Genomic DNA, 22144 nt, shown 5'->3' with positions numbered 1-22144 from the left:
ATCGGCAAGGCTGACGCGCCTATTCCGGTTACCGAGCGTGTGTGCCAGTTCGGCCGCACGCATACCGCTGGCGGGTCTTTAAAGCGCGGTGAAGAAGGGCAATGCCAAATACACCTTGATCACGATCACGTTGATGATATCGATGAAGAACGCCCCCACCATCGGTACCACGAGAAAGGCTATATGCGAAGGGCCGTAACGTTGCGTCACGGCCTGCATATTGGCAATGGCGGTCGGCGTAGCGCCCAGGCCGAAACCACAGTGCCCCGCCGCCAATACTGCCGCGTCATAATTACTGCCCATGACCCTGAACGTAATGAAGATTGCAAACAAGGCCATGACCAGTGCTTGCATGGCCAGCAGCATAAAGAACGGAAACGCCAGTGCGGCCAGGTCCCATAATTTAAGCGACATCAGCGCAATGGCCAGAAACAGTGAAAGGCTGACATTGCCCAATACTGAAACTTCACGTTCGAACACGCGGTACGCGCCCAAAACTGAAAGCCCGTTGCGCAACACGACACCGACAAACAAGACGCAAACAAACGTGGGCAGTTCAAATGCAGTTCCCTTTAACAGGCCATTGAGCAACGAGCCTGCGAGTAAGCTGACGGCAATCAGCGCGAGGGTTTCGATAAAACTGAAAGAGGTGATCAGGCGCTCTTCGTTGGGTTGTTCAAAGCCCCTGGGTTGTTGTGGCTGCGCCTGCTCGATGCCGCTGGTATGAACACGCTTGACCAGCAGGCGGGCGACCGGGCCACCGATCAGGCCGCCCAGCACCAGGCCAAAGGTTGCAGCAGCCAGCGCCAGCTCGGAGGCCGAGGCCAGGCCATACTGCTCACTGAACGTCGCGCCCCAGGCGGCGCCTGTGCCATGGCCACCGGACAGGGTGACCGAGCCGGCCAGCAGGCCCATCAGCGGGTCGAGGCCCAATGCCGTGGCAAGCCCGATGCCCATGGCATTTTGTACCAGCAGAAGGCCGGTCACCACGAGCAGGAAGATGGCGACGACACGCCCACCCTTTTTCAGGCTGGCAAAGTCTGCGCTTAAACCAATGGTGGCGAAAAACGCCAGCATCAAGGGGGTTTGCAGGGAAGTATCGAACTGCACGTGAATATCAAAGTGCCGTAGCCCTAACAGGCAAAAGGCAACGACCAGGCCGCCGGCGACGGGCTCCGGTATATTGTAGGCGCGTAAGAAACCCACGCGTGCGACCAGGCCACGGCCTAATAACAATACTAAAGAAGCCGCTACCAAGGTGCCGTTAGTTCAAACATCAGGGTGCTCTTTTATATCCACGGGCGAACACCCCTATTCTACGCAGTCACGCTGAGGTAAGTATTGGCACTGTGCGTAGGATAATTCCGAGGCGCGTGCTGATTTTTCAACAAATCTTATGATTTTCCCGATATGCCGTACTTGCGCAGCCGCTGTGCAATGGCAGTGTGTGAGGTTTGCAGCCTGCCGGCCAACTGCCGTGTCGACGGATAGCTGGCATACAAACGCTGCAACAGCTCCCGTTCGAAGTCCGCCACGGCCTGCTCCAGGCTCGCCACTTCGCCATCCTGGCCACGGGCCACCGAGGTGCCGGCGATGTCCAGGTCGCCAATGTCCACCAGGTTGCTCTCGCAAATGGCCGCCGCGCGGAAAATCACGTTCTGCAGTTGCCGCACGTTGCCTGGCCAAGGGTTGGCCAGCAGTGCCGAATGGGTGGCCGGGGTCAGGCGGCAAGCTGGGCGCTGAATCTGCGTGCAGGCCTGCTGCATGAAGAAATGCGCCAGCATCAGGATGTCCTGGCCACGGTCACGCAAGGGCGGCACTTGCAGGTTGAGCACGTTAAGGCGGTAGAACAAATCTTCACGGAAGGTGCCTTCGGCCACCATGTGCTCCAGGTCGCGGTGGGTAGCGCTGATGATCCGCACATCCACCTTCACCTCACGGTCACCACCCACGCGGCGGAAGCTGCCGTCGCTGAGAAAACGCAACAATTTGGCCTGCAGGTACGGCGACATTTCGCCGATTTCGTCGAGAAACACCGTGCCTTGGTTGGCCAGCTCCATCAACCCGGGTTTGCCACCCCGTTGCGCGCCGGTAAAGGCGCCTGGGGCATAGCCGAACAGCTCGCTCTCGGCCAGGCTCTCGGGCAGCGCGGCGCAGTTCAGGGCCAGGAACGGCGCAGCGTGGCGGCTGCTGATGGCATGGCAGGCGCGGGCCACCAGCTCTTTGCCGGTGCCGGTCTCGCCGTGTACCAGCAAGGGCGCATCAAGGGCTGCAACGCGCAAGGCACGCGCCTTGAGGGTACGGATGGCCGGTGATTCGCCGAGCAGCGCGTCGAACCCTTCAGCATGGTCATGGTGCAACGCCGAAAGGCGTTCCCCCATGCGCGTAGGTGGGTACAGGGTCAGCAGGCCGCCAGCATTGGTGATGGGCGTGGCGTCGAGCAACAGGCTCTGGCCGTTGAGCTGCATTTCGCGCATCGGCAGGTGGAAATTGTTGTCCTGCAGGGCTTGCAGCAGGCCGTTGTCGCCGAACAGTTCGCCCACCGAGCGCCCGGCCGATTCGCGCCCGCACAGGGCAATCAGCGCCGGGTTGGCCAGCAACACCAGGCCTGCGCTGTCCACGGCCAGTACCGGGTCGCTCATGGCCGCGAGCAGGGCATCGAGCTGCAGGTGGCGGCGTTGGCCCGGGAGGATGTCGACCACATCCACCGACTGCACGCCTTGCACGTCGAACAAAGCGTCGTGCAGCTCTTCGAGCACGGCGGGGCTGAGGGTCGGGGCGTCGATGTAGACGTTCGGCGGGACCATCTCCACGGCGTCCAGGTTGAGGTGGCGGGCACCGAGCAGGGCGAGGACTTCCTGGGTGATGCCGACGCGGTCGATGAAGCTGACGTGGATGCGCATGGGGAGGCGGTTGGTCATGGCCGGGGAGGGCCGTAGTATGCCTTGATAGGTGGGCTTGGCCCAACACTGCCGGGGCTGCACAGCAGCCCCAGTTCATTGTTACTCCAGATGTTCAGGCTTGATCGGGTCGCCCGACTTCACCTCGAGTTTTTCGCGAATATCGCTGAACATGAAGTCATAGATCTTGTGCGGTGACCCCAGGTTCTCGAATTTCTTCGGTGGGGCCAGGTAGGACTGGGCCTTGCGGGTCAGCAGCATGAGGAAACTGGGCAGCACCTGGTCCTTGGGCAGGAAGAACTTCTCGTCCACCGTCTTGCCTTCGATGCTGCCATGCATGTGGAACTGAATGCCTCTGCCTTCCTTGGGATCCGACGCTGCCTCGTATTCGATGTTCAGGTCATAACTGTGGTCATTGGTGTTCAGCGCGCTGCGCTCGATGTGTACATGACCAGGGTGGTACTGGGCCATGGCAAGCTCCTTTGGAAGGTCGAAAATGGCGGGCGCCAGGCGCCCGCCCACTGCATTCAACGGTAGCTGATCCCAGGCGTGGCGGTGGAAACCCGAGTGCCGGCGGTGCCTTTGACGATGTCCTCGATGTTTTCCAGCGAGCTGATCACCGCCACTTTGCCGGTGTTACGGGCAAAGTCACTGGCCGCTTGCACCTTTGGCCCCATGGAGCCGGCGGCGAAGCCCAGGCGTTCGAGTTCGTCGGGGTGGGCCTGGGCAATGGCCTTTTGCGTGGGCTTGCCCCAGTCAATGTAGGCCGCATCGACGTCGGTGGCGATGATCAGAAGGTCGGCTTCCAATTGCTCGGCCAGCAGGGCAGAGCACAGGTCCTTGTCGATGACTGCTTCGATGCCTTTGAGCTTGCGGTTTTCATCGTACATGGTGGGGATGCCACCGCCGCCGGCGCAAATCACGATGCTGCTCTTTTCCAGCAGCCACTTGATCGGGCGGATCTCGAAGATGCGCTTGGGTTTGGGGCTGGCCACCACGCGGCGGTACTTGTCGCCGTCGGGCTTGACCACCCAGCCTTTTTCCTTGGCCAGGCGCTCGGCCTCTTCCTTGCTGTAGACCGGGCCGATGAACTTGGTCGGGTCTTTGAAGGCGGGGTCGTTGGCGTCCACTTCAACCTGGGTGAGCAGTGTGGCGAACGGCACTTCGAACGCCAGCAGGTTGCCCAGCTCCTGTTCGATCATGTAGCCGATCATGCCTTCGGTCTCGGCGCCGAGCACGTCCAGCGGGTAGGCTTCGTCCGGCTTGTAAGACAGCGCCTGCAGCGACAGCAGGCCTACCTGCGGGCCGTTGCCGTGGGCGATGACCAGCTCGTTGCCGGGGTGGATCTTGGCGATCTGCTCGGTGGCGGTGCGGATATTGGCGCGCTGGTTGTCAGCGGTCATGGGCTCGCCGCGACGCAGCAGGGCGTTGCCGCCCAATGCAACAACGATACGCATGGGGAATGTCCTTGTGTGGATGGCTTCAAGCTTCAAGTTTCAAGCTTCAAGCTGCAAGATAAGGCGGGTCGGAGTTATGAGCCGCCTTTCTTGTGGCTTGGAGCTTGCGGCTTGTAGCTACTAGCTTTTAAAGGTCAGCCAGGGTCGACACCAGGATCGCCTTGATCGTGTGCATGCGGTTTTCCGCTTGCTCGAAGGCGATGCAGGCCGGTGACTCGAACACGTCATCGGTCACTTCGATACCGTTGGCCAGGTCCGGGTACTGTTCGGCAATCTGCTTGCCGACCTTGGTGTCGGAGTTGTGGAAGGCCGGCAGGCAGTGCATGAACTTGGTGCGCGGGTTGCCGGTAGACTTCATCAGCTCGGCATTCACCTGGTAAGGCTTGAGCTGCTTGATGCGTTCGCCCCAGGCTTCGATCGGCTCGCCCATCGATACCCACACGTCGGTGTGCACGAAGTCCACGCCCTTGACCGCAGCTTTCGGGTCTTCGGTCAGGGTGATGCGGGCGCCGCTTTCTTCAGCGTACTTTTTGCAACGTTCGACCAGGTCGTCATGCGGCCACAGCGCCTTCGGCGCGGCAATGCGCACGTCCATGCCAAGCTTGGCACCGATCAGCAGCAGCGAGTTGCCCATGTTGTTGCGGGCATCGCCCAGGTAGGCGTAGCTGATGTCGTGCAGTGGCTTGTCGCTGTGCTCGCGCATGGTCAGCACGTCGGCGATCATCTGGGTCGGGTGGTATTCGTCGGTCAACCCGTTGAACACTGGCACGCCGGCGAACTTCGCCAGTTCTTCGACGATTTCCTGCTTGAAGCCACGGTACTCGATGGCATCGTACATGCGCCCGAGTACGCGGGCGGTGTCCTTCATGCTTTCCTTGTGGCCGATCTGCGAGGAGTTGGGGTCGATGTAGGTGACGTTGGCGCCCTGGTCATAAGCCGCGACTTCGAAGGCGCAGCGGGTGCGGGTCGAGGTCTTCTCGAAGATCAGGGCAATGTTGTTGCCCTTCAGGTGCTGCTGTTCGGTACCGGTGTACTTGGCGCGCTTGAGGTCGCGGGACAGGTCCAGCAGGTAGCGCAGCTCGCGCGTGGTGTGATGTTCGAGGCTGAGCAGGTTGCGGTTGTGAATATTGAACGCCATGACGGTGTCTCCTTGAATTCGGTGAGGTGCCCGGCCGCAGTCTTGTGGAGGCGGCCGGGTGTGATGGTCGTTAGTAGTCGAGCGGGTCGCGCACGATCGGGCAGGTCATGCAGTGGCCGCCGCCACGGCCCCGGCCAAGTTCGCCGGCGCTGATGGTGATGACCTCGATACCGGCCTTGCGCAGCAGGGTGTTGGTGTAGGTGTTGCGGTCGTAGCCGATGACCACGCCGGGCTCCACGGCCACCACGTTGTTGCCGTCATCCCACTGCTCGCGTTCGGCGGCAAAGCTGTTGCCACCGGTTTCGACCACACGCAGCTTGACGCCCAGTTGTTCGCCGACCACGTCGAGGAACGACTTGTTCTCGCGACGCACGTCCATGCCATAAGGCTTGCTTTCGTCGGGGCGGATGATGAACGGCACGATCTCTTTCACCACTTCCGGGAAGACCGTGACCAGGTCGCGGTCGCAGAAGCTGAACACGGTGTCCAGGTGCATCGCGGCGCGCGATTTCGGCAGGCCGGCGACGATGACTTTTTCCACCGCGCCTTTGGCGAACAGGTTCTGCGCCAATTGGCCGATGGCCTGGCGCGAGGTGCGCTCGCCCATACCGATCAGCACGATGCCCTTGCCGATTGGCATCACGTCACCGCCTTCGAGGGTGGCGTTGCCGTGCTGTTTGTCCGGGTCGCCGTACCAGACCTGGAAGTCGGCACCGGTGAACTCCTTGTGGAACTTGTAGATGGCGGTGGTCAGCAGGGTTTCCTGGCGTCGCGCCGGCCAGTACATCGGGTTGAGCGTGACGCCGCCGTAGATCCAGCAGGTGGTGTCACGGGTGAACTGGGTGTTGGGCAGTGGTGGCAGAATGAAGCTGGAGTGGCCCAGGTAGTCGTTGTACATCTTGACCACATCGGCGCCTTCGCTCTGCGGCAGGTCCTGGCCTGCCACGCCGCCGATCAGGAACTCGGCCAGATGGCGTGGCTCAAGGCCTTCGAGCCAGCTGCGCACTTCGTTGGTCAGGCCTACGCCGACGGTGTCAGGGGTGATCTTGCGGTCGAGGATCCACTTCAGGGCCTCTTTGTCCTGCACGATGTCGGTCAGCAGGTTGTGCATTTCCAGCACATCGACGCCGCGCTCGCGCATCTTGGTGACGAAGTCGAAATGGTCGCGCTTGGCCTGGTCGACCCAGATCACATCGTCGAACAGCAGCTCATCGCAGTTGCTCGGGGTCAGGCGCTTGTGCGCCAGGCCTGGGGAGCAGACCATCACTTTGCGCAGTTTGCCGGCTTCGGAGTGGACACCGTACTTCTGTTTTTCAGCGGACATTGTTCATTCCTCCATGTGTGCGAAGACGTGGGTCAAAGGGTCAGGAAGCCGTCGTACAGGCCATAGGCAGCCACCAGGGCGCCGACGACCACGGCCGCGAAGATCAGTTTTTCCACGTTGGTGAAGATAGGTTGGCCAACCTCGCGCTTGGCCTTGGCGAACAGGATGGCCCCCGGGGCATACAGCAGAGCCGAGAGCAGCAGGTATTTCACGCCGCCGGCGTACAGCAGCCAGATGGCGTACAGCAGAGCGATGGCGCCGATGAACAGGTCCTTCTTGCGTTCGGCCAAGGCTTGCTCGTAGGTTTCGTTGCGCAGTGCCAACAGGAATGCATACGCCGCCGACCACAGGTAAGGCACCAGGATCATCGAGGTGGCGAGGTAGATCAGCGACAGGTAGGTACTGCTGGAGAACAGCGTGATGACCAGGAAGATCTGCACCATGGCGTTGGTCAGCCACAGGGCGTTGGCCGGCACCTGATTGGCGTTTTCGCGGCGCAGGAACTCCGGCATGGTGTGGTCTTTGGCGGCGGCGAACATGATCTCGGCGCACAGCAGCACCCACGACAGCAGTGCCCCGAGCAGCGAGATGATCAAGCCGACGCTGATCAGCACCGCACCCCAGTGGCCGACCACATGTTCAAGCACGGCGGCCATCGACGGGTTCTGCAGTTTGGCCAGTTCCGGTTGGGTCATGATGCCCAGCGACAGCACGTTGACCAGCACCAGGAACAGCAGCACGGTGACGAAGCCGATGACGGTGGCCTTGCCCACGTCAGCGCGTTTTTCCGCCCGTGACGAGAAGATGCTCGCGCCCTCGATGCCGATGAACACCCAGACGGTGACCAGCATCATGTTGCGCACCTGGTTCATCACGCTGCCCAGCTCCGGTGTGCCCAGGCCCCAGATGTCGGCGGTGAACACGTCGAGTTTGAAGGCGAACAGGCAGATCAGGGTGAACAGCACCAGCGGCACGATCTTGGCCACGGTGGTGACCAGGTTGATGAACGCCGCTTCCTTGATACCGCGCAGGACCAGGAAGTGTACGGCCCAGAGCAGGATCGAAGCGCCGATGATCGCGGCGGGGGTGTTGCCCTCACCGAAGATCGGGAAGAAGTAACCGAGGGTGCTGAACAGCAGCACGAAGTAACCGACGTTGCCCAACCAGGCACTGATCCAGTAACCCCAGGCTGAAGAGAAGCCCATGTAGTCACCAAAACCGGCCTTGGCGTAGGCGTAAACGCCGCCGTCCAGGTCAGGTTTGCGGTTGGCCAGGGTCTGGAACACGAACGCCAGGGTCAGCATGCCGACCGCGGTGATGGCCCAACCGATAAGCACCGCGCCAACCCCCGCGCTGGCCGCCATGTTTTGGGGCAGCGAGAAGATCCCGCCACCAATCATTGAACCCACTACAAGTGCAACTAGCGCACCAAGTTTTAATTTTCCGGATGAATCAGACATTTAACAACTCCTGCCAGGAGAAAGTTGACGACAGAATAAATCCGACGCCGGGGCCATTCGCTGACTTGGGTCAGTTCATGGTCATGTGAAGTAGGAAAAATCCTTCACATGGCTCCTGGAGAGTGCCGACAGCTTTGCCGCAGGCCTTGTGGGCTGGCACCTCCATGTCCTACTAGAGCAAACGCTCTGTTCGGCCTGCGCTGCTTGAAGCTAGCCGTTTTTGAGGCTTTCGCAAATTTTTCACAAGAATTTCGAGTTTTAACAGTTTCTTCCCTAGTTGCTGGGCAGCTGCTAATTTTTACAGAGGGTTGGCATAGACAAAGCAGTTATGAGTGCTATAGCTTTTATGGCGTTAACCCATATAAGCCACCGCGCTTAATATGGCCGGCATGGCTGTTTCAAACGAATGACAGCGGGTGAAAAAAAGGGAGGCACATGAGCGAACCGGGACAGAAGCTGCGCCTGGGCGCGCTGATCGCACTGGTGGTGGGTTCGATGATCGGTGGCGGGATCTTCTCGCTGCCGCAGAACATGGCGGCGCGTGCCGATGTCGGCGCGGTACTGATCGGTTGGGGCATCACGGCGGTTGGCATGCTGGCCCTGGCCTTCGTGTTCCAGACCCTGGCCAACCGCAAGCCTGAACTGGACTCGGGCGTGTATGCCTACGCCAAGGCCGGTTTTGGTGACTACATGGGCTTCTCTTCGGCCTGGGGCTACTGGATCAGCGCCTGGCTCGGCAACGTCGGCTATTTCGTGCTGCTGTTCAGTACGCTGGGGTTCTATTTTCCGGTGTTTGGCGAGGGCAACACGCCCATCGCCATCGGCTGCGCCTCGCTGCTGCTGTGGGCTGTGCACTTTCTGGTGTTGCGCGGCATCAAGGAAGCGGCGTTCATCAACCAGGTGACCACCGTGGCCAAGGTGGTGCCGTTGCTGATTTTCATCGTCATCGCGGCGTTTGCCTTCCGCGCCGACATCTTCACCCGTGATATCTGGGGCTTGAGCAACCCGCAGTTCGGCAATGTGCTGGACCAGGTGCGCAACATGATGCTGGTGACCGTGTTCGTGTTCATCGGCATCGAAGGCGCCAGTGTGTACTCCGGGCGTGCACAACGCCGGTCGGATGTGGGCAAGGCCACGGTGATCGGCTTTCTGGGCGTGCTGGCGCTGCTGGTGCTGGTCAACGTGCTGTCGCTGGGAGTGATGACCCAACCGGAGCTGGCCGGGCTGCAGAACCCGTCATTGGCGTCGGTGCTCGAACACATCGTTGGCCCGTGGGGCGCATTGTTGATCAGTATCGGCCTGGCCGTTTCGCTGCTCGGCGCCTTGCTTTCATGGGCATTGCTGTGCGCCGAGATCCTGTACGCCACCGCGCGTGACAAGACCATGCCGCGCTTTCTGGCCAAGGAAAACGCCAACCATGTACCGGCCAATGCCCTGTGGCTGACCAACTGCATGATCCAGGGCTTCTTGCTGATCACCCTGGTTTCGGCCGGGACCTACACCAGCCTCATCTACCTGGCTTCGTCGATGATTCTGGTGCCTTACCTGTGGTCGGCGGCGTATGCGGTGTTGCTGGCGCTGCGTGGAGACTCCTACGCCGGGCAAGCGGGCCTGCGGCGCAAGGACCTGCTGGTGGCGATGGTCGCCCTGCTGTATGCAGTGTGGTTGCTGTACGCCGGTGGGCTCAAGTACCTGCTGCTGTCGGCGCTGTTGTATGCCCCCGGTGTGATTCTGTTTGCCAGGGCCAAGCACGAGCAGGGGCAGACCCTGTTCACCACGTGGGAGAAGCTGATTTTCGCTGCGGTGCTGGCTGGCGCTGCGCTAGCGGCCTATGCCCTGTATTCAGGGTTGCTGAGCTTGTGACCCGGCTACGCAAGCTTGTTCTGGGCGCGACCAGATCCACAGGTTGCCCAGGGTCATGCCGCCGATCGCCAGAAACACCGGCCAGTGGTGTTCGAGGAAGGTCAGCATCAGGCCTGCGCACAGCAGCATGCTGATGGTGGCGCTGACCTTGGCCCGGCGCTGGATTACCTTGCCATTGCGCCAGTTGAACAGAATCGGCCCGAACAACCGGTGATTCTCCAGCCAGGCAGAAAGGCGCGGTGAACTGCGGGTGGCTGCCCAGGCGGCCAGCAGGATGAACTCGGTGGTCGGCAGGCCGGGAATGACGATCGCGACCAGGCCAACCCCCAGGCTTACGTAAGCCAGGATTCCATACAGCAGGCGAGCGAGTTTCGAGCGGGCAGGTTGGGTCATGGTCTCACTGCGAAAAACGGTTCGGCCACCGGTGGGGTGGCCGGGTACAGCGTGTCAAACCAGCGCGGCATCCGCCGCATAGGCGTGCTTGAGCAACTCGGTGAAGCGCTCGAAGGCTGCGACCGCGCCCCGCTCGGCGGCGGCCTCTTCTTCGGCCGACAGCGCCAGGCCATCGAGGATGCGAGTGAACTGTTTCCAGCCCTCGGCACGGCCGCCGGCCGGTTCGCCCAGGTGGCGGGCACCGAAGCTGTCGGACAGCTCAAGGGCCACGGCACGCTTGATCAGAAACGCAGCGCCCAGTTTGGAGCCTTCGGAGACGAAGATCCAGCCCATGGCCTCACCCAGGCTCGGATTTTGTACCGCGCCAGGGACTGCGCCGGGCACTTCGGTGTCGAGGTCGGCGAGGTCCAGGCGGGCCTGTTCGGCGCGGCAACGCTCGGCCAGGTCGGGGACGATGGCGATCAATTGCGGGTCGTTGTACAAGGCCTTGAGTTCGGACTGGAACAGGTACTGGGCAACCACGAAGCGGGCGAAGTTTTCACGGCTGTCGAAGGGGGCGTGGGCCTTGACCAGGGCATCCAGCTCGGTGTGCGGGGCGTGGGTGATCTGGTTGAGGCGCTGGGAGCGCAGGGCTGGGCGTTCGGTCATGGGGGCAGTCCTTGGAAAAAGGGGCGTCTAGATACAAGACGAAATAGCGGGGGCGGGACAGTAAAAAAACTGGGTTTTTTTGATGGTGGCCTTGAGGGTTGCAGCGCTCGATCTCGCAGACGCTGCAACGCTCAAGGCCTACCCAAAGGATCAGATATCCCACACTACATTGATGCCAAAGTTGCGCCCCGGCATGGTCAGGCGGTCCATGTTGGCTGGCTGGGTTACCGCAGCCTCACCCTGGCCGTCGTAGCTGCGTACCGAATCCCACTGCCAGTACTTCTTGTCGGTGAGGTTGTACAGGCCGGCGTTGATGGTGACGTCGTCGGTCACCTTGTAGAAACCGGTCAGGTCCAGCACGCCATAGCCCGGGGTGCGGAACTTGGCACTGGCGCCATCGGGTGCGTAGAAGTGAGTGTCGTCCACGCGAGTCTTGCGCTTGACCAGCGTCCAGCTCAGCAGGCCGCCGTAGTTTTGCTGCTCGTAACCCAGGCCGAACACACCCTTGAGTGGGTTGACGGTGTTCAACGGCTGGCCGGTGTCATCGTTGCGACCATAGGCGTAGGCAATCGAGCCCTGGGTGTACAGGCCTTGCGGCGCGCCGAAGTGATCCAGGTTCAGGCGGCCCTTGACCTCGGCGCCTTTGATGGTGGCGTGCTTGATGTTGTTGGCCTGGAAGGTTTGCTCCAGGTTGGCGCTTTGCACGGCATCTTCATCGATGAAGTCGCGGTACTTGTTGTAGAACACCGCCACATCGAAGTTACCCGCGTCGAAGTTGCCACGCAGGCCGGTTTCGTAGCTTTTGCTCTTTTCAGGTTCGAGGCCCGGGTTGCCCTCTACGCGGTAGCCTTGCTCCAGGTTCTGGAAGCGGCCGTACATGGACTTGGCCGTGGGCGTGCGGAAGCCTTCGGCATACTGGCCGTACCAGGTGTAATTGTCGTTGAACGCGTAGGTCAGGCCAAACTTGGGCGAGACGCGGTGCCACTTCTTGTCCGAGTCGTCCTGCGAGGTGGGTGCCGTGCCGGTGGACTCCAGGCCACGCAGGAAAGCATCGGTGAACTTGGGCTCCATGTGCGTGTAGTCATAGCGTGCGCCTGGCATGAAGGTCCAGTTGTTCCAGCGGATCTCGTCCTGGACGAACAGGCTGTAGGTGTTGATGGTCGGGTCCGGGAAGTCGCTGACCAGCACCTGACCGTCGCGAGCGCTGTCCTGCCCGATGGCGGTGCAAGTGCCGCCAACGTTCAGGCAAGTGCCCGAACCGCTACGGGAACCGGTGACCTTTTCATGCTTGAGCGTGGTGCCGTAGGTCAGCAAATGATCGGTTGCACCGATGCTGAAGGCTTTGTCCAGCTGGGCATCAAAGACCCATTGGCGATCCTTGTAGGTGGTCTGACGTTCACGAAGTACCTGCCGACCCGAGGCGACATACAGCTCATCGGTGGTTTGATCGGTTTTGGCAATCTGGTAGTTGAGGCTCCATTTGACATGGTCGGCGACCAAGCTATCGAGACCGAATTCATGGTTGATGCCGAAGCGCTCGCGGGTCACCGTATCGTTGCCCTGGCGCATACGATAGGAATTCATGGCACCAAAGCCTGGAATGAACGGCCCACCCACCGCACTGAGGATGTTCTGGTCGCGGTCATCCTTGTAGCGCTCGTAGGTGAACCCCAGGCGCGCATCGTCAGCGTAGTTCCAGCCCAGTTTGGCCAGCACGTTGGTGGTGCGCACGTCCTGCGGGTTGGCCTCGGTGCGGGCCAGGCCGTCACCGCTGTGGCCACCGTAGGACTCGGTCTCGTGGCCATTACGCTGGCTCAGGTGCAGCAAGCCGTCGAAGTTGCCCTGGCGGCCGGCGACGGTGGCGGAGGTCAGCCAGCTTTCGTCGGCCGAGCTGTAACCGGTCTTGAGGCGCGCACCCACGTCCTTGCCGGGCTTGATGATGTCGTCCGGGTCGAGGGTGAAATAGCTGACCGCGCCGCCGATGGCATTGCTGCCGTACAGCACCGACGCCGGGCCGCGCAGTATCTCCACTCGCTTGACGATCTCGGGGTCGACGTAGTTGCGCTGGGTCTGGGCGTAAGGGCCGTAGAAGAAGCTGTCGGGGATCGACACACCGTCGATCTGGGTGAGGATCCGCTCACCGTCGATGCCGCGGATGTTGTAGCCGTTCAGGCCGCTGCGCTGGCCGGTACCGGCCACCGAAACGCCTGGCTCGTAACGCACCAGGTCCTGGATGTTGTTGACGTTCTGTCGGTCCAGTTGCTCGCGGGTCTGCACGCTGACGGTGCTCGGCACCTGGCTGACGTCCTGGGCGCTGCGGGTGGCACTGACGGTCACCTGCTGCAGGGCGATGATATTGCCCGTGGTCTGGCGTTCAAGCACCACATTGCCGTTACCGATCTTGCGATAGCCAAGGCCGGTGCCCTTGAGCAGGCGCTTGAGTGCGGCCTCCGGCGGCAGCGAGCCCTGCACCCCTGGCGAGGCGACGCCATCGGCCAGTTCGGCACTGAAGCCGACCTGCCAGCCGGTGACTTGGCTGAAGGCATTGATGGCCGAGACCAGTGGCTGCTGGCCGATGCTGAAGCGATAGTCACCCATGCGCGGGCTGCTGGCCTGGGCAGGTTCGGCGGCCAGGGCCGGCAGGCTGCAGGCGCCGCAGGCGAGCAGGGCCAGGCTCAGCAGGGACAATTGCCCTGTGCGGCGGGAAAGTGTGGACGGGCGAGTTGGACCTGTGGACATCGAAAGCGCTCCCAGACGCGCGAACTGTTATAGGTGATGACCGTTCTTGTTATCAAACAAGAATCAGTTGCATTGGCTATAACGAGACGGGCGGGGTAGCGCGATCGCGTAAAAATAATTTATCGCAGTCGCAGCACCTGCAGTGGCAACTCAGTTGAGGATCACCACAGCGGGGTATTCGTGCAACTGGGCAGAGGTGATGTGGGCCAGGGCACGCAGGGTTTCCAGCGGTTGGTCGAGGCGATAGTTGCCAGTGACCGCGACGTCTTCCAGGCCGGCATTGCGGTTGATGATCCAGCCCGGGTAGTAGCGCCTGACCTCGGCCAGCACCTGGCTCAGCGGGCAGTTCTCGAACACCAGGCGGCCGTCGATCCAGGCCAGGTCCTTTTGCATGTCCGCGCGCTGGCGCTGGCCAAAGCCCTGGGGGCCGACGCTGATGCTGTCGCCGGCGCTGAGGCGGATGCGCTGGTCGCTGGCGGCCTGCAGGTCGACATCACCGCGCTGCACCCGCACCTGGGCTTCGCCGTCGAGGTAACGCACGGCGAAGTCGGTGTCACGCACCTGGGCCCGTAGCGGGCCGGCCTGGACTTCGAGCGGCCCTTGCGCGCCCTCGGGCACCTGGAAGTAAGCCTCGCCCTGCAGCAGGCGCGCGACCTGGCGCCCTTCCCGCAGGTCACTGGCGAACGCCGAGTTGGTGTTGAGCAGCACTTTCGCCCCGTCGTCCAGTTGCAGGCGCTGCCGTTCGCCCACTACGGTCAGGTGATCGGCCTGCAGGCGCATGGGCAGGTTGCCGAGGGTGAACAGGCCGACCAGCAGCACAGCGGCGGTGGCCAAGGGCTTCCAGTGGCTGCGCAGGCGCCCGCGCAGGGATCGACGTTGGCCCTGATGCAGCTGCGCGGCCGCCTGGTGCAATGGCGTGCCATTCCACAGCGCTTCTGCTTCGACATAGGCTTCGGCGTTTTCCGGTGCGGCGCTGAGCCAGGCTTCGAAGGCCTGGGCGTCGTGCGCATCGGCGCATTGCAGGCGTACCAGCCAGTCCAGTGCCTCGTCCATGGCACGGGCACGGGCGTTGGGCCCGGCAGGTGTCGGGCGAGGGACAGGGCGGTCGGTCACGGTGAATCCTTGCAAGGGTTGTTCACGAATCATCAAGGCTAAGGCAGGGTGTGGCAAGCGCTTTGCGTTGCCCGGCTGGCCGACGGTCGCCTCACTTGAGGCGGTCGGCGACGCCCATGCAGATGGCCATGATCAGTTTCAACTCCTTCTGCACCGTGCTGGCCGAGACGTTCAGTTGCTCGGCAATTTCCAGGTAGGTGGCGCCATGCAGGCGGCTGAGGATGAAGATGCGCTGCTGGCGCTCGCTCAGTTGATTGAGGCTGACGCTCAGGTGCTTGAGCAACTGCTCGGCGTGGGCGGCGTCCTCGCTGCTGCTGGCGGGCGCAGCGACACTGTGCAGCACCTCGTCGGGCACGTCGTCGACCAGCATGCGTGACTGCACCCGGCGTGCGCGCAAATGGTCGAGGGCCAGGTTGCGCGCGGTCTGGAACACGAACGGTTCGATATGTTCGATGGGCCGTTCGCTCAGCGCACGGGAAACCCGCAGGTAGGTTTCCTGCAGCAGGTCCTCGGCCGTGCTGGGGTTGCCCACCATGCGTTGCAGGGTACGCAGCAGGGTGAGGCGCTGGACGAGGAAAACGGAGTTGAACCGGGACTGACTCACAGGGGGACCTGGCCGACGAAAGGTTAATGATAATGCTTATCATCTGTACCAAAGGTCAAGCCTGGAAGTGTTTAGAAATGGTAAAGATTGTCGTCTGGCCCTGTCGCCGGCAAGCCGGCGACGGGGCCAAGTGGGCTCAGCGTGCGCTGCACAACGCCAGGCAGTTATCCAGCATTCGGTTGGAGAAGCCCCATTCGTTGTCATACCAGGCCAGCACCTTGAGCATGCGCCCATTGGCCCGGGTATGGTTGGCATCGAAGATCGCCGACAACGGGTTGTGGTTGAAATCGCACGAAACCAATGGCAACGCGTTGTAGCCCAATACCTTGGAGTGCCGGCTGGCCTCCTGGAACAGCTGGTTGACCTCGTCGGCGCTGGCGTCACGCTTGAGGTTGACGGTGAGGTCCACCAGCGACACGTTGATCACCGGCACCCGTACCGCCATGCCGGTCAGCTTGCCGGCCAGTTCCGGCAGCACCAGGCCCACGGCTTCGGCGGCGCCGGTCTTGCTCGGGATCATCGACTGGGTGGCCGAGCGCGCACGGTAGGGGTCGCTGTGGTAGACGTCGGTCAGCACCTGGTCGTTGGTGTAGGCATGGATGGTGGTCATCAGGCCTTGTTCGATGCCGAACTCGCGGTGCAGCACCTGGGCGATCGGCGCCAGGCAGTTGGTGGTACAGGAGGCATTGGAAATGATCTGGTGCGACGCGCGCAGCACGTCATGGTTGACCCCGTACACCACGGTGGCGTCAGCCCCCTTGGCCGGTGCCGAAACGATCACCTTGCCAGCCCCCGCAGCCAGGTGCGCGGCAGCCTTGGCCCGGTCGGTGAACAGCCCGGTGCATTCGAATACCACATCGATCGCTTCGGCCTTCCAGGGCAGCTCGGCCGGGTTGCGGATGGCACTGACAGCGATACGGTCACCATTGACCGTGAGGCTTTCATGATCGGCTTCGACGCTGGCGTCAAAGGTGCCGTGCACGCTGTCGTACTTGAGCAGGTGGGCGTTCATGGCGCTGTCACCCAGGTCGTTGATGGCGACGACCTGCAGGTCCTGGCGGTAGCCTTGGGTATACAGTGCGCGAAGGACATTGCGCCCTATGCGGCCGAATCCATTGATGGCGATGCGAAGGGTCATGGCGTTACCTCTGGCGGTCCGAGTGAGGCCTGTGGCACAAAGGGGCTTCACTGAAACGGTTTTGTTGTTGGAATTACAAGATTATTCACTATCAGATAGAAAACAAGCCTTTTTAGTGGCAGTATTTTGTTTAAACATACAACGAGTGGTCGGGCAGGCCTCTCAGCGATGCCTCCAAGGCCCTTTTCTAGAGCCTAGGTCGCAATCGTTTGGAGGGGAAATGCCCGGTAAGCCGCCCATACAGTTAGCCTGGAGTCCAGTACATGCACCCGCGCATCCTTGAGGTCACCCAACGGCTGGTCGAACGCAGCCGTGCCACCCGTGAACGCTACCTGCAGCTGATTCGCGGCGCGGCCAGTGACGGACCCATGCGTGCCAGCCTGCAGTGCGCCAACTTCGCCCACGGCGTGGCCGGTTGCGGCGCCCAGGACAAGCAGAGCCTGCGGCTGATGAACGCGGCCAACGTCGCCATCGTCTCGGCCTACAACGACATGCTCTCGGCGCACCAGCCGTACCAGCACTTCCCAGAGCAGATCAAACAGGCCCTGCGTGAAGTCGGCTCGGTCGGCCAGTTCGCCGGCGGCGTGCCGGCCATGTGCGATGGTGTGACCCAGGGCGAGCCGGGCATGGAGCTGGCCATCGCCAGCCGTGAAGTGATCGCCATGTCCACCGCCGTGGCCCTGTCGCACAACATGTTCGACGCCGCGCTGATGCTCGGCATCTGCGACAAGATCGTCCCTGGGCTGATGATGGGTGCGCTGCGCTTCGGGCACTTGCCGACCATCTTCGTGCCAGGTGGCCCGATGCTGTCGGGCATCTCCAACAAGCAGAAGGCCGACGTGCGCCAGCGCTATGCCGAGGGCAAGGCCAGCCGCGAGGAGCTGCTGGAGTCGGAGATGAACTCCTACCACAGCCCCGGCACCTGTACCTTCTACGGCACCGCCAACACCAACCAGCTGGTGATGGAAGTGATGGGGCTGCACCTGCCGGGCGCCTCGTTCGTGAACCCCTACACGCCGTTGCGCGATGCGCTCACTGCCGAGGCCGCGCAGCAGGTCACGCGCATGACCAAGGCCAGCGGCAGTTTCATGCCGCTGGGCGAGGTCGTCGACGAAAAATCGCTGGTCAACTCCATCGTCGCCCTGCATGCCACCGGCGGTTCGACCAACCACACCCTGCACATGCCGGCGATCGCCCAGGCGGCGGGCATCCAGCTCACCTGGCAGGACATGGCCGACCTGTCCGAGGTGGTGCCGACCCTGTCCCACGTCTACCCCAATGGCAAAGCCGACATCAACCACTTCCAGGCCGCTGGCGGCATGGCCTTCCTGATCCGCGAGCTGCTCGATGCCGGGTTGCTGCACGAAGACGTCAACACCGTCGCGGGCCACGGCTTGCGCCGCTACACCCAGGAGCCGTTCCTCGACAACGGCAAGCTGGTCTGGCGCGAAGGCCCGCTGCACAGCCTGGACGAGACCATCCTGCGCCCGGTGGCGCGGCCATTCTCGGCCGAAGGCGGCCTGCGGGTGATGGAAGGCAACCTTGGGCGTGGGGTGATGAAGGTTTCCGCAGTCGCCCGCGAGCATCAGGTGGTTGAAGCCCCGGCGCGGGTATTCCACGACCAGCAGTCGTTGGCCGACGCCTTCAAGGCCGGCGAGCTGGAGTGCGATTTCGTGGCCGTGGTGCGCTTCCAGGGGCCGCGTTGCAACGGCATGCCGGAGCTGCACAAACTGACGCCGTTCCTCGGTGTGCTGCAAGACCGCGGCTACAAGGTTGCGTTGGTCACCGATGGGCGCATGTCGGGCGCGTCGGGCAAGATCCCGGCTGCCATCCACGTTTGCCCCGAAGCCTTTGACGGTGGGCCGCTGGCACGGGTGCGCGATGGTGATATCGTGCGGGTCGATGGTGTCGAAGGCACGCTGCAGCTCAGGGTTTCGGCCCAGGAACTGGCCAGCCGCGACCTGCCGCCAGCGCCTCAGGGCAACGACCTGGGCTGCGGGCGCGAGCTGTTCGGCTTCATGCGCATGGCGTTCAGCTCGGCCGAGCAAGGCGCCAGCGCCTTTACCTCGGCCTTGGAGAACCTCAAATGAAGGACCTGCTGGTTGGCGACATCGGTGGCACCAATGCCCGCTTTGCGTTGTGGCGTGACAACCAGCTGTACCAGGTGAAGGTCTTCGCCACCGCTGACTACACAAGCCCCGAGCAGGCGATTGAAGCCTACCTGCACGATCGGGGCATTGCCCGTGGCGGCCTTTCGGCGGTGTGCCTGGCCGTCGCCGGGCCGGTCGATGGCGATGAGTTTCGCTTCACCAACAACCATTGGCGGCTGAGCCGGCATGCGTTCTGCAAGACCCTGCAGGTCGAGCAGCTGTTGCTGATCAACGATTTCACGGCCATGGCCTTGGGCATGACGCGCCTGCAAGCGGGCGAGTTCCGCGAAGTCTGCCCTGGCCAGGCGGACCCGCTGCGGCCTGCATTGGTGATCGGGCCGGGTACCGGCCTTGGTGTCGGCAGCCTGCTGCGCCTGGGTGAACAGCATTGGCAGGCGTTGCCGGGTGAGGGTGGGCATGTCGACCTGCCGGTGGGCAATGCCCGTGAGGCGGCGATCCACCAGCAGATTCATGGCCAGATTGGCCATGTCAGTGCCGAGACGGTGCTCAGTGGCGGTGGCCTGGTGCGCTTGTATCAAGCCATCTGCGCGCTGGACGGCGACATACCGCGACACAAGACCCCAGCCGATATTACCGATGCCGCCCTGGGCGGCGAACCGCGGGCGTTAGCGGTGGTCGAGCAGTTCTGCCGCTTCCTGGGGCGGGTGGTCGGTAATAATGTTCTGACCCTGGGCGCGCGGGGTGGGGTTTACATTGTCGGCGGTGTGATCCCGCGGTTTGCCGAGCTGTTTTTGCGTAGCGGGTTTGCCGCGAGCTTTGCCGACAAGGGCTGCATGAGCGGGTATTTTGCCGGGGTGCCGGTGTGGCTGGTGACGGCGGAGTTTTCCGGGTTGCTGGGGGCGGGGGTGGCTTTGCAGCAGGTGCTGGATCAGTAGAACACAGGGGTCCGCTTTGCGGCTCCAATATCGAAACAGCAGGCGAAAGACCTGTGATAACAAGAGGGCGGGACACTTTGAGCACTGCCGGAAAATCCATCCTGATGGTCGACGACGATCAGGAAATCCGTGAGCTGTTGCAAACCTACCTGAGTCGTTCCGGCTTCCAGGTTCACGCCGAGGCCGACGGGAAGGGCTTTCGTCAGGCCCTTGAAAGCACCGCCTGCGACCTGGTCATCCTCGATGTGATGCTGCCCGATGAAGACGGCTTCAGCCTGTGCCGCTGGGTGCGCCAGCACCCGCGCCAGGCGCGGGTGCCCATCATCATGCTCACCGCCAGCTCCGACGAAGCCGACCGGGTCATCGGCCTGGAACTGGGCGCCGACGACTACCTGGGCAAACCCTTCAGCCCGCGTGAGCTGCAGGCGCGAATCAAGGCCTTGTTGCGCCGTGCCGAGTTCGGCCAGGCGGCGCCGAGCAGTGCCGTGCTGGCCTTCGACGACTGGCGCCTGGACACGGTCAGCCACCGCCTGTTCCACCGCGATGGCGAAGAGGTGATCTTGTCTGGCGCCGACTTCGCCTTGCTCAAGCTGTTTCTCGATCACCCCCAGCAGATCCTCGACCGCGACACCATCGGCAATGCCACCCGTGGCCGTGAGCCGATGCCGCTGGACCGTATCGTCGACATGGCCGTCAGCCGCCTGCGCCAGCGCTTGCGCGACACCGACAAGCCGCCGCGGCTGATCCGCACTGTGCGTGGCAGTGGTTACCTGCTGGCTGCCCATGTCTGCTGTGCTTGCTGAGCGGCGCTGGCGCCTGCTGCCACGCTCGCTGCTGGGGCGCATGCTGCTGCTGACCTTGCTGGTGGTACTGCTGGCGCAGGGCTTGTCCAGCGTCATCTGGGTCGCCCAGTTACGTGCCAGCCAGTTGCAAGGCCTGCGCGCCAGTGCCGGCAGCCTGGCCCATTCGATGAGTGCCAGCGTCAGTTATTTCCGTTCTTTGCCAGTGGCCTATCGGCCGATGGTGCTGGACCAGTTGCGCAGCATGGGCGGTACGCGTTTTTTCGTGTCGCTCAACGACAAGCCGCTGGACATGCCGGTATTGCCCATAACACCGCGCAAGCAGGCGGTTATTGATGTGTTCCAGCAGGTGCTGCACGAGCGGCTGGGCGCGCAGATGGAGATTTCCGTGGAGTTCGTCGCCCCTGATGACCTGCGCATCTTCAACAGTGGCCTTAAGCTGGATGAGCTGCCGCGTTCCTGGGCCCATTATTCGCTGACCCTGGAGCCACTCAACCCCCCGGTGCTGGTCACGCAGATTCGCCTGGGCGACGGCGAGTGGCTGTACATCGCCTCGCTGCTGCCCGAGCCGTATACCAGCCTGGAAGCCGAACGCCTGCCGCGTCAGCAAATCGGCTTCATCGTTATGACGACGGCCTTGCTGCTGCTGTTCATCGGCCTGCTGGTGCACTGGCAAAGCTGGCCGCTCAAGCGCTTGGCGCGCGCCGCGCGGGACCTGTCGCTGGGTGCCGATGTGGCGCCAGTGCCAGAGGGCGGTGGTAGCGAGGTGGTCGAGGTGGGGCGGGCGTTCAACAGCATGCGTGAGCGCATCAGCCGCTACCTGACCGAGCGCAGCCAGTTGTTCAGCGCCATTTCCCACGACCTGCGCACGCCGATCACCCGCCTGCGGCTGCGTGTCGAACTGCTGGAAGACGAGCGCCTGCAAGCCAAGTTCAGCCAAGACCTGGATGAACTGGAGCTGTTGGTCAAAGGCGCCTTGCAGTGCGTAAAAGACACCGACATTCACGAGAACATCGAGCCGGTCGACCTCAACCAGGTACTGGAGATTCTCGCCGAGCCCTACCTGGGCGATGGCCGCATCACCGTCGAAGGCCAGGCGCTGGCGCCGTACCCGGGCAAGCCGCTGGCCTTGCGCCGCTGCATCGGCAACCTGATCGACAATGCCATCAAGTATGGCGAGCGGGCACGCCTGCGCATCATCGACAGCAACGAGGGCTTTGTCCTGCAGGTGGATGACCAGGGGCCGGGGGTGCCGCAGCAACAGCAGGAGCAGGTGTTCGTGCCGCATTTCAGGCTGGCCGGGCAGCAGCAGGGGTACGGGTTGGGGTTGGGGATTGCGCGCAACATCGCCCATAGCCATGGCGGAGAAGTGAGCCTGCTCAACTTGCGCGAGGGCGGGTTGCGCGTGACCCTTCATCTACCCCGCAGCCTGGACTGAGGGTATGTCACTGATCGGTGACACAACGGCAGGCCTTCGTGACATCCCAGCCAGGACGGCTGGCTAGACTCTGCACACCTCTG

Annotated in this window: 18 protein-coding genes; 5 read left to right on the top strand and 13 right to left on the bottom strand. The window is 62.5% G+C overall.

Annotated elements, in window-relative coordinates; translation table 11 throughout:
* Positions 1-78: 78 nt before the first annotated feature.
* The 7 genes from gltS to arcD (DJ563_RS16025) form a co-directional block, all read right to left on the bottom strand.
* Complete coding sequence (gene gltS / locus DJ563_RS16055) at positions 79-1257, bottom strand: sodium/glutamate symporter (protein WP_434518020.1); 1179 nt, start codon at positions 1255-1257, stop codon at positions 79-81.
* A 137-nt stretch (positions 1258-1394) separates the two neighbouring features.
* Positions 1395-2903: a sigma-54-dependent transcriptional regulator gene (locus DJ563_RS16050; protein ID WP_274098134.1), complete on the bottom strand. Its 1509-nt coding sequence runs from the start codon at positions 2901-2903 to the stop codon at positions 1395-1397.
* A 99-nt stretch (positions 2904-3002) separates the two neighbouring features.
* Positions 3003-3371, bottom strand: a complete 369-nt coding sequence (locus DJ563_RS16045; RefSeq protein WP_274098122.1) for a DUF5064 family protein — start codon at positions 3369-3371, stop codon at positions 3003-3005.
* Between the two features lie 56 nt (positions 3372-3427).
* Positions 3428-4357 carry a carbamate kinase gene (gene arcC, locus DJ563_RS16040; RefSeq protein ID WP_033701047.1) on the bottom strand — a complete coding sequence of 310 codons (930 nt, stop codon included), beginning with the start codon at positions 4355-4357 and terminating at the stop codon, positions 3428-3430.
* A 127-nt stretch (positions 4358-4484) separates the two neighbouring features.
* Positions 4485-5495: an ornithine carbamoyltransferase gene (locus DJ563_RS16035; protein WP_016485079.1), complete on the bottom strand. Its 1011-nt coding sequence runs from the start codon at positions 5493-5495 to the stop codon at positions 4485-4487.
* 70 nt (positions 5496-5565) lie between these two features.
* Complete coding sequence (gene arcA / locus DJ563_RS16030; RefSeq protein ID WP_033701046.1) at positions 5566-6819, bottom strand: arginine deiminase; 1254 nt, start codon at positions 6817-6819, stop codon at positions 5566-5568.
* A 32-nt stretch (positions 6820-6851) separates the two neighbouring features.
* Positions 6852-8279: an arginine-ornithine antiporter gene (gene arcD / locus DJ563_RS16025; RefSeq protein ID WP_186657128.1), complete on the bottom strand. Its 1428-nt coding sequence runs from the start codon at positions 8277-8279 to the stop codon at positions 6852-6854.
* 435 nt (positions 8280-8714) lie between these two features.
* On the opposite strand from arcD (DJ563_RS16025), the gene arcD (DJ563_RS16020) reads away from it, so the two are divergent.
* Positions 8715-10142: an arginine-ornithine antiporter gene (gene arcD / locus DJ563_RS16020; protein ID WP_033701042.1), complete on the top strand. Its 1428-nt coding sequence runs from the start codon at positions 8715-8717 to the stop codon at positions 10140-10142.
* On the opposite strand, the gene DJ563_RS16015 is transcribed toward arcD (DJ563_RS16020), so the two are convergent.
* The 6 genes from DJ563_RS16015 to gap all read right to left on the bottom strand — a co-directional run bounded on the left by DJ563_RS16015 (position 10122) and on the right by gap (position 16777).
* The gene (locus tag DJ563_RS16015) at positions 10122-10535 is read right to left on the bottom strand and encodes a YbaN family protein (RefSeq protein ID WP_274098121.1); all 414 of its coding nucleotides are present in this window, start codon (positions 10533-10535) and stop codon (positions 10122-10124) included. The genes arcD (DJ563_RS16020) and DJ563_RS16015 overlap by 21 nt on opposite strands.
* Positions 10536-10589: 54 nt before the next feature.
* Positions 10590-11183 (bottom strand): biliverdin-producing heme oxygenase, encoded by a 594-nt coding sequence (locus DJ563_RS16010; RefSeq protein WP_033701040.1) that lies wholly within the window; start codon positions 11181-11183, stop codon positions 10590-10592.
* A 150-nt stretch (positions 11184-11333) separates the two neighbouring features.
* On the bottom strand, positions 11334-13922 hold the full coding sequence (locus DJ563_RS16005) for a TonB-dependent receptor (RefSeq protein ID WP_274098120.1): 2589 nt from the start codon (positions 13920-13922) through the stop codon (positions 11334-11336).
* A gap of 150 nt (positions 13923-14072) precedes the next feature.
* On the bottom strand, positions 14073-15035 hold the full coding sequence (locus DJ563_RS16000) for a FecR family protein (RefSeq protein WP_274098119.1): 963 nt from the start codon (positions 15033-15035) through the stop codon (positions 14073-14075).
* Positions 15036-15126: 91 nt separating this feature from the next.
* Positions 15127-15639 (bottom strand): RNA polymerase sigma factor, encoded by a 513-nt coding sequence (locus DJ563_RS15995; RefSeq protein ID WP_186657139.1) that lies wholly within the window; start codon positions 15637-15639, stop codon positions 15127-15129.
* 136 nt (positions 15640-15775) lie between these two features.
* Positions 15776-16777, bottom strand: coding sequence for a type I glyceraldehyde-3-phosphate dehydrogenase (gene gap, locus DJ563_RS15990; RefSeq protein WP_274098118.1), 1002 nt, complete (start codon positions 16775-16777; stop codon positions 15776-15778).
* 263 nt (positions 16778-17040) lie between these two features.
* On the opposite strand from gap, the gene edd reads away from it, so the two are divergent.
* The 4 genes from edd to DJ563_RS15970 all read left to right on the top strand — a co-directional run bounded on the left by edd (position 17041) and on the right by DJ563_RS15970 (position 22061).
* Positions 17041-18867, top strand: coding sequence for a phosphogluconate dehydratase (gene edd / locus DJ563_RS15985; protein WP_434518019.1), 1827 nt, complete (start codon positions 17041-17043; stop codon positions 18865-18867).
* Entirely contained in the window at positions 18864-19823 is a 960-nt protein-coding gene (locus DJ563_RS15980; protein ID WP_434518018.1) for a glucokinase, read from the top strand. The genes edd and DJ563_RS15980 overlap by 4 nt, the downstream gene beginning before the upstream one ends.
* A 77-nt stretch (positions 19824-19900) precedes the next feature.
* Positions 19901-20626 (top strand): two-component system response regulator GltR, encoded by a 726-nt coding sequence (gltR, locus tag DJ563_RS15975; protein WP_274098115.1) that lies wholly within the window; start codon positions 19901-19903, stop codon positions 20624-20626.
* A complete protein-coding gene (locus DJ563_RS15970; RefSeq protein ID WP_274098114.1) occupies positions 20607-22061 on the top strand; it encodes an ATP-binding protein in 1455 nt (484 codons plus the stop codon). Before gltR ends, DJ563_RS15970 begins: the two co-directional genes overlap by 20 nt.
* Positions 22062-22144 lie beyond the last annotated feature (83 nt).

Origin of the sequence: Pseudomonas sp. NFX1, from assembly GCF_051123555.1 — a bacterium.
Lineage (GTDB): Bacteria > Pseudomonadota > Gammaproteobacteria > Pseudomonadales > Pseudomonadaceae > Aquipseudomonas > Aquipseudomonas capeferrum.
Note: the sequence above shows the minus strand (reverse complement) of the source record. Positions and strands in the feature narration are given on the sequence as shown.

Excerpts from the sequence above, each read along its gene's own strand:
- DJ563_RS15970 (WP_274098114.1), top strand. The coding sequence starts at position 20,607 with ATGTCTGCTGTGCTTGCTGAGCGGCGCTGGCGCCTGCTGCCACGCTCG.
- arcC (WP_033701047.1), bottom strand. The coding sequence starts at position 4,357 with ATGCGTATCGTTGTTGCATTGGGCGGCAACGCCCTGCTGCGTCGCGGC.
- arcD (WP_033701042.1), top strand. The coding sequence starts at position 8,715 with ATGAGCGAACCGGGACAGAAGCTGCGCCTGGGCGCGCTGATCGCACTG.
- gap (WP_274098118.1), bottom strand. The coding sequence starts at position 16,777 with ATGACCCTTCGCATCGCCATCAATGGATTCGGCCGCATAGGGCGCAAT.
- DJ563_RS16010 (WP_033701040.1), bottom strand. The coding sequence starts at position 11,183 with ATGACCGAACGCCCAGCCCTGCGCTCCCAGCGCCTCAACCAGATCACC.
- DJ563_RS16050 (WP_274098134.1), bottom strand. The coding sequence starts at position 2,903 with ATGCGCATCCACGTCAGCTTCATCGACCGCGTCGGCATCACCCAGGAA.
- DJ563_RS16005 (WP_274098120.1), bottom strand. The coding sequence starts at position 13,922 with ATGTCCACAGGTCCAACTCGCCCGTCCACACTTTCCCGCCGCACAGGG.
- DJ563_RS16015 (WP_274098121.1), bottom strand. The coding sequence starts at position 10,535 with ATGACCCAACCTGCCCGCTCGAAACTCGCTCGCCTGCTGTATGGAATC.
- arcA (WP_033701046.1), bottom strand. The coding sequence starts at position 6,819 with ATGTCCGCTGAAAAACAGAAGTACGGTGTCCACTCCGAAGCCGGCAAA.
- edd (WP_434518019.1), top strand. The coding sequence starts at position 17,041 with ATGCACCCGCGCATCCTTGAGGTCACCCAACGGCTGGTCGAACGCAGC.
- DJ563_RS16045 (WP_274098122.1), bottom strand. The coding sequence starts at position 3,371 with ATGGCCCAGTACCACCCTGGTCATGTACACATCGAGCGCAGCGCGCTG.
- arcD (WP_186657128.1), bottom strand. The coding sequence starts at position 8,279 with ATGTCTGATTCATCCGGAAAATTAAAACTTGGTGCGCTAGTTGCACTT.
- DJ563_RS15980 (WP_434518018.1), top strand. The coding sequence starts at position 18,864 with ATGAAGGACCTGCTGGTTGGCGACATCGGTGGCACCAATGCCCGCTTT.
- DJ563_RS16035 (WP_016485079.1), bottom strand. The coding sequence starts at position 5,495 with ATGGCGTTCAATATTCACAACCGCAACCTGCTCAGCCTCGAACATCAC.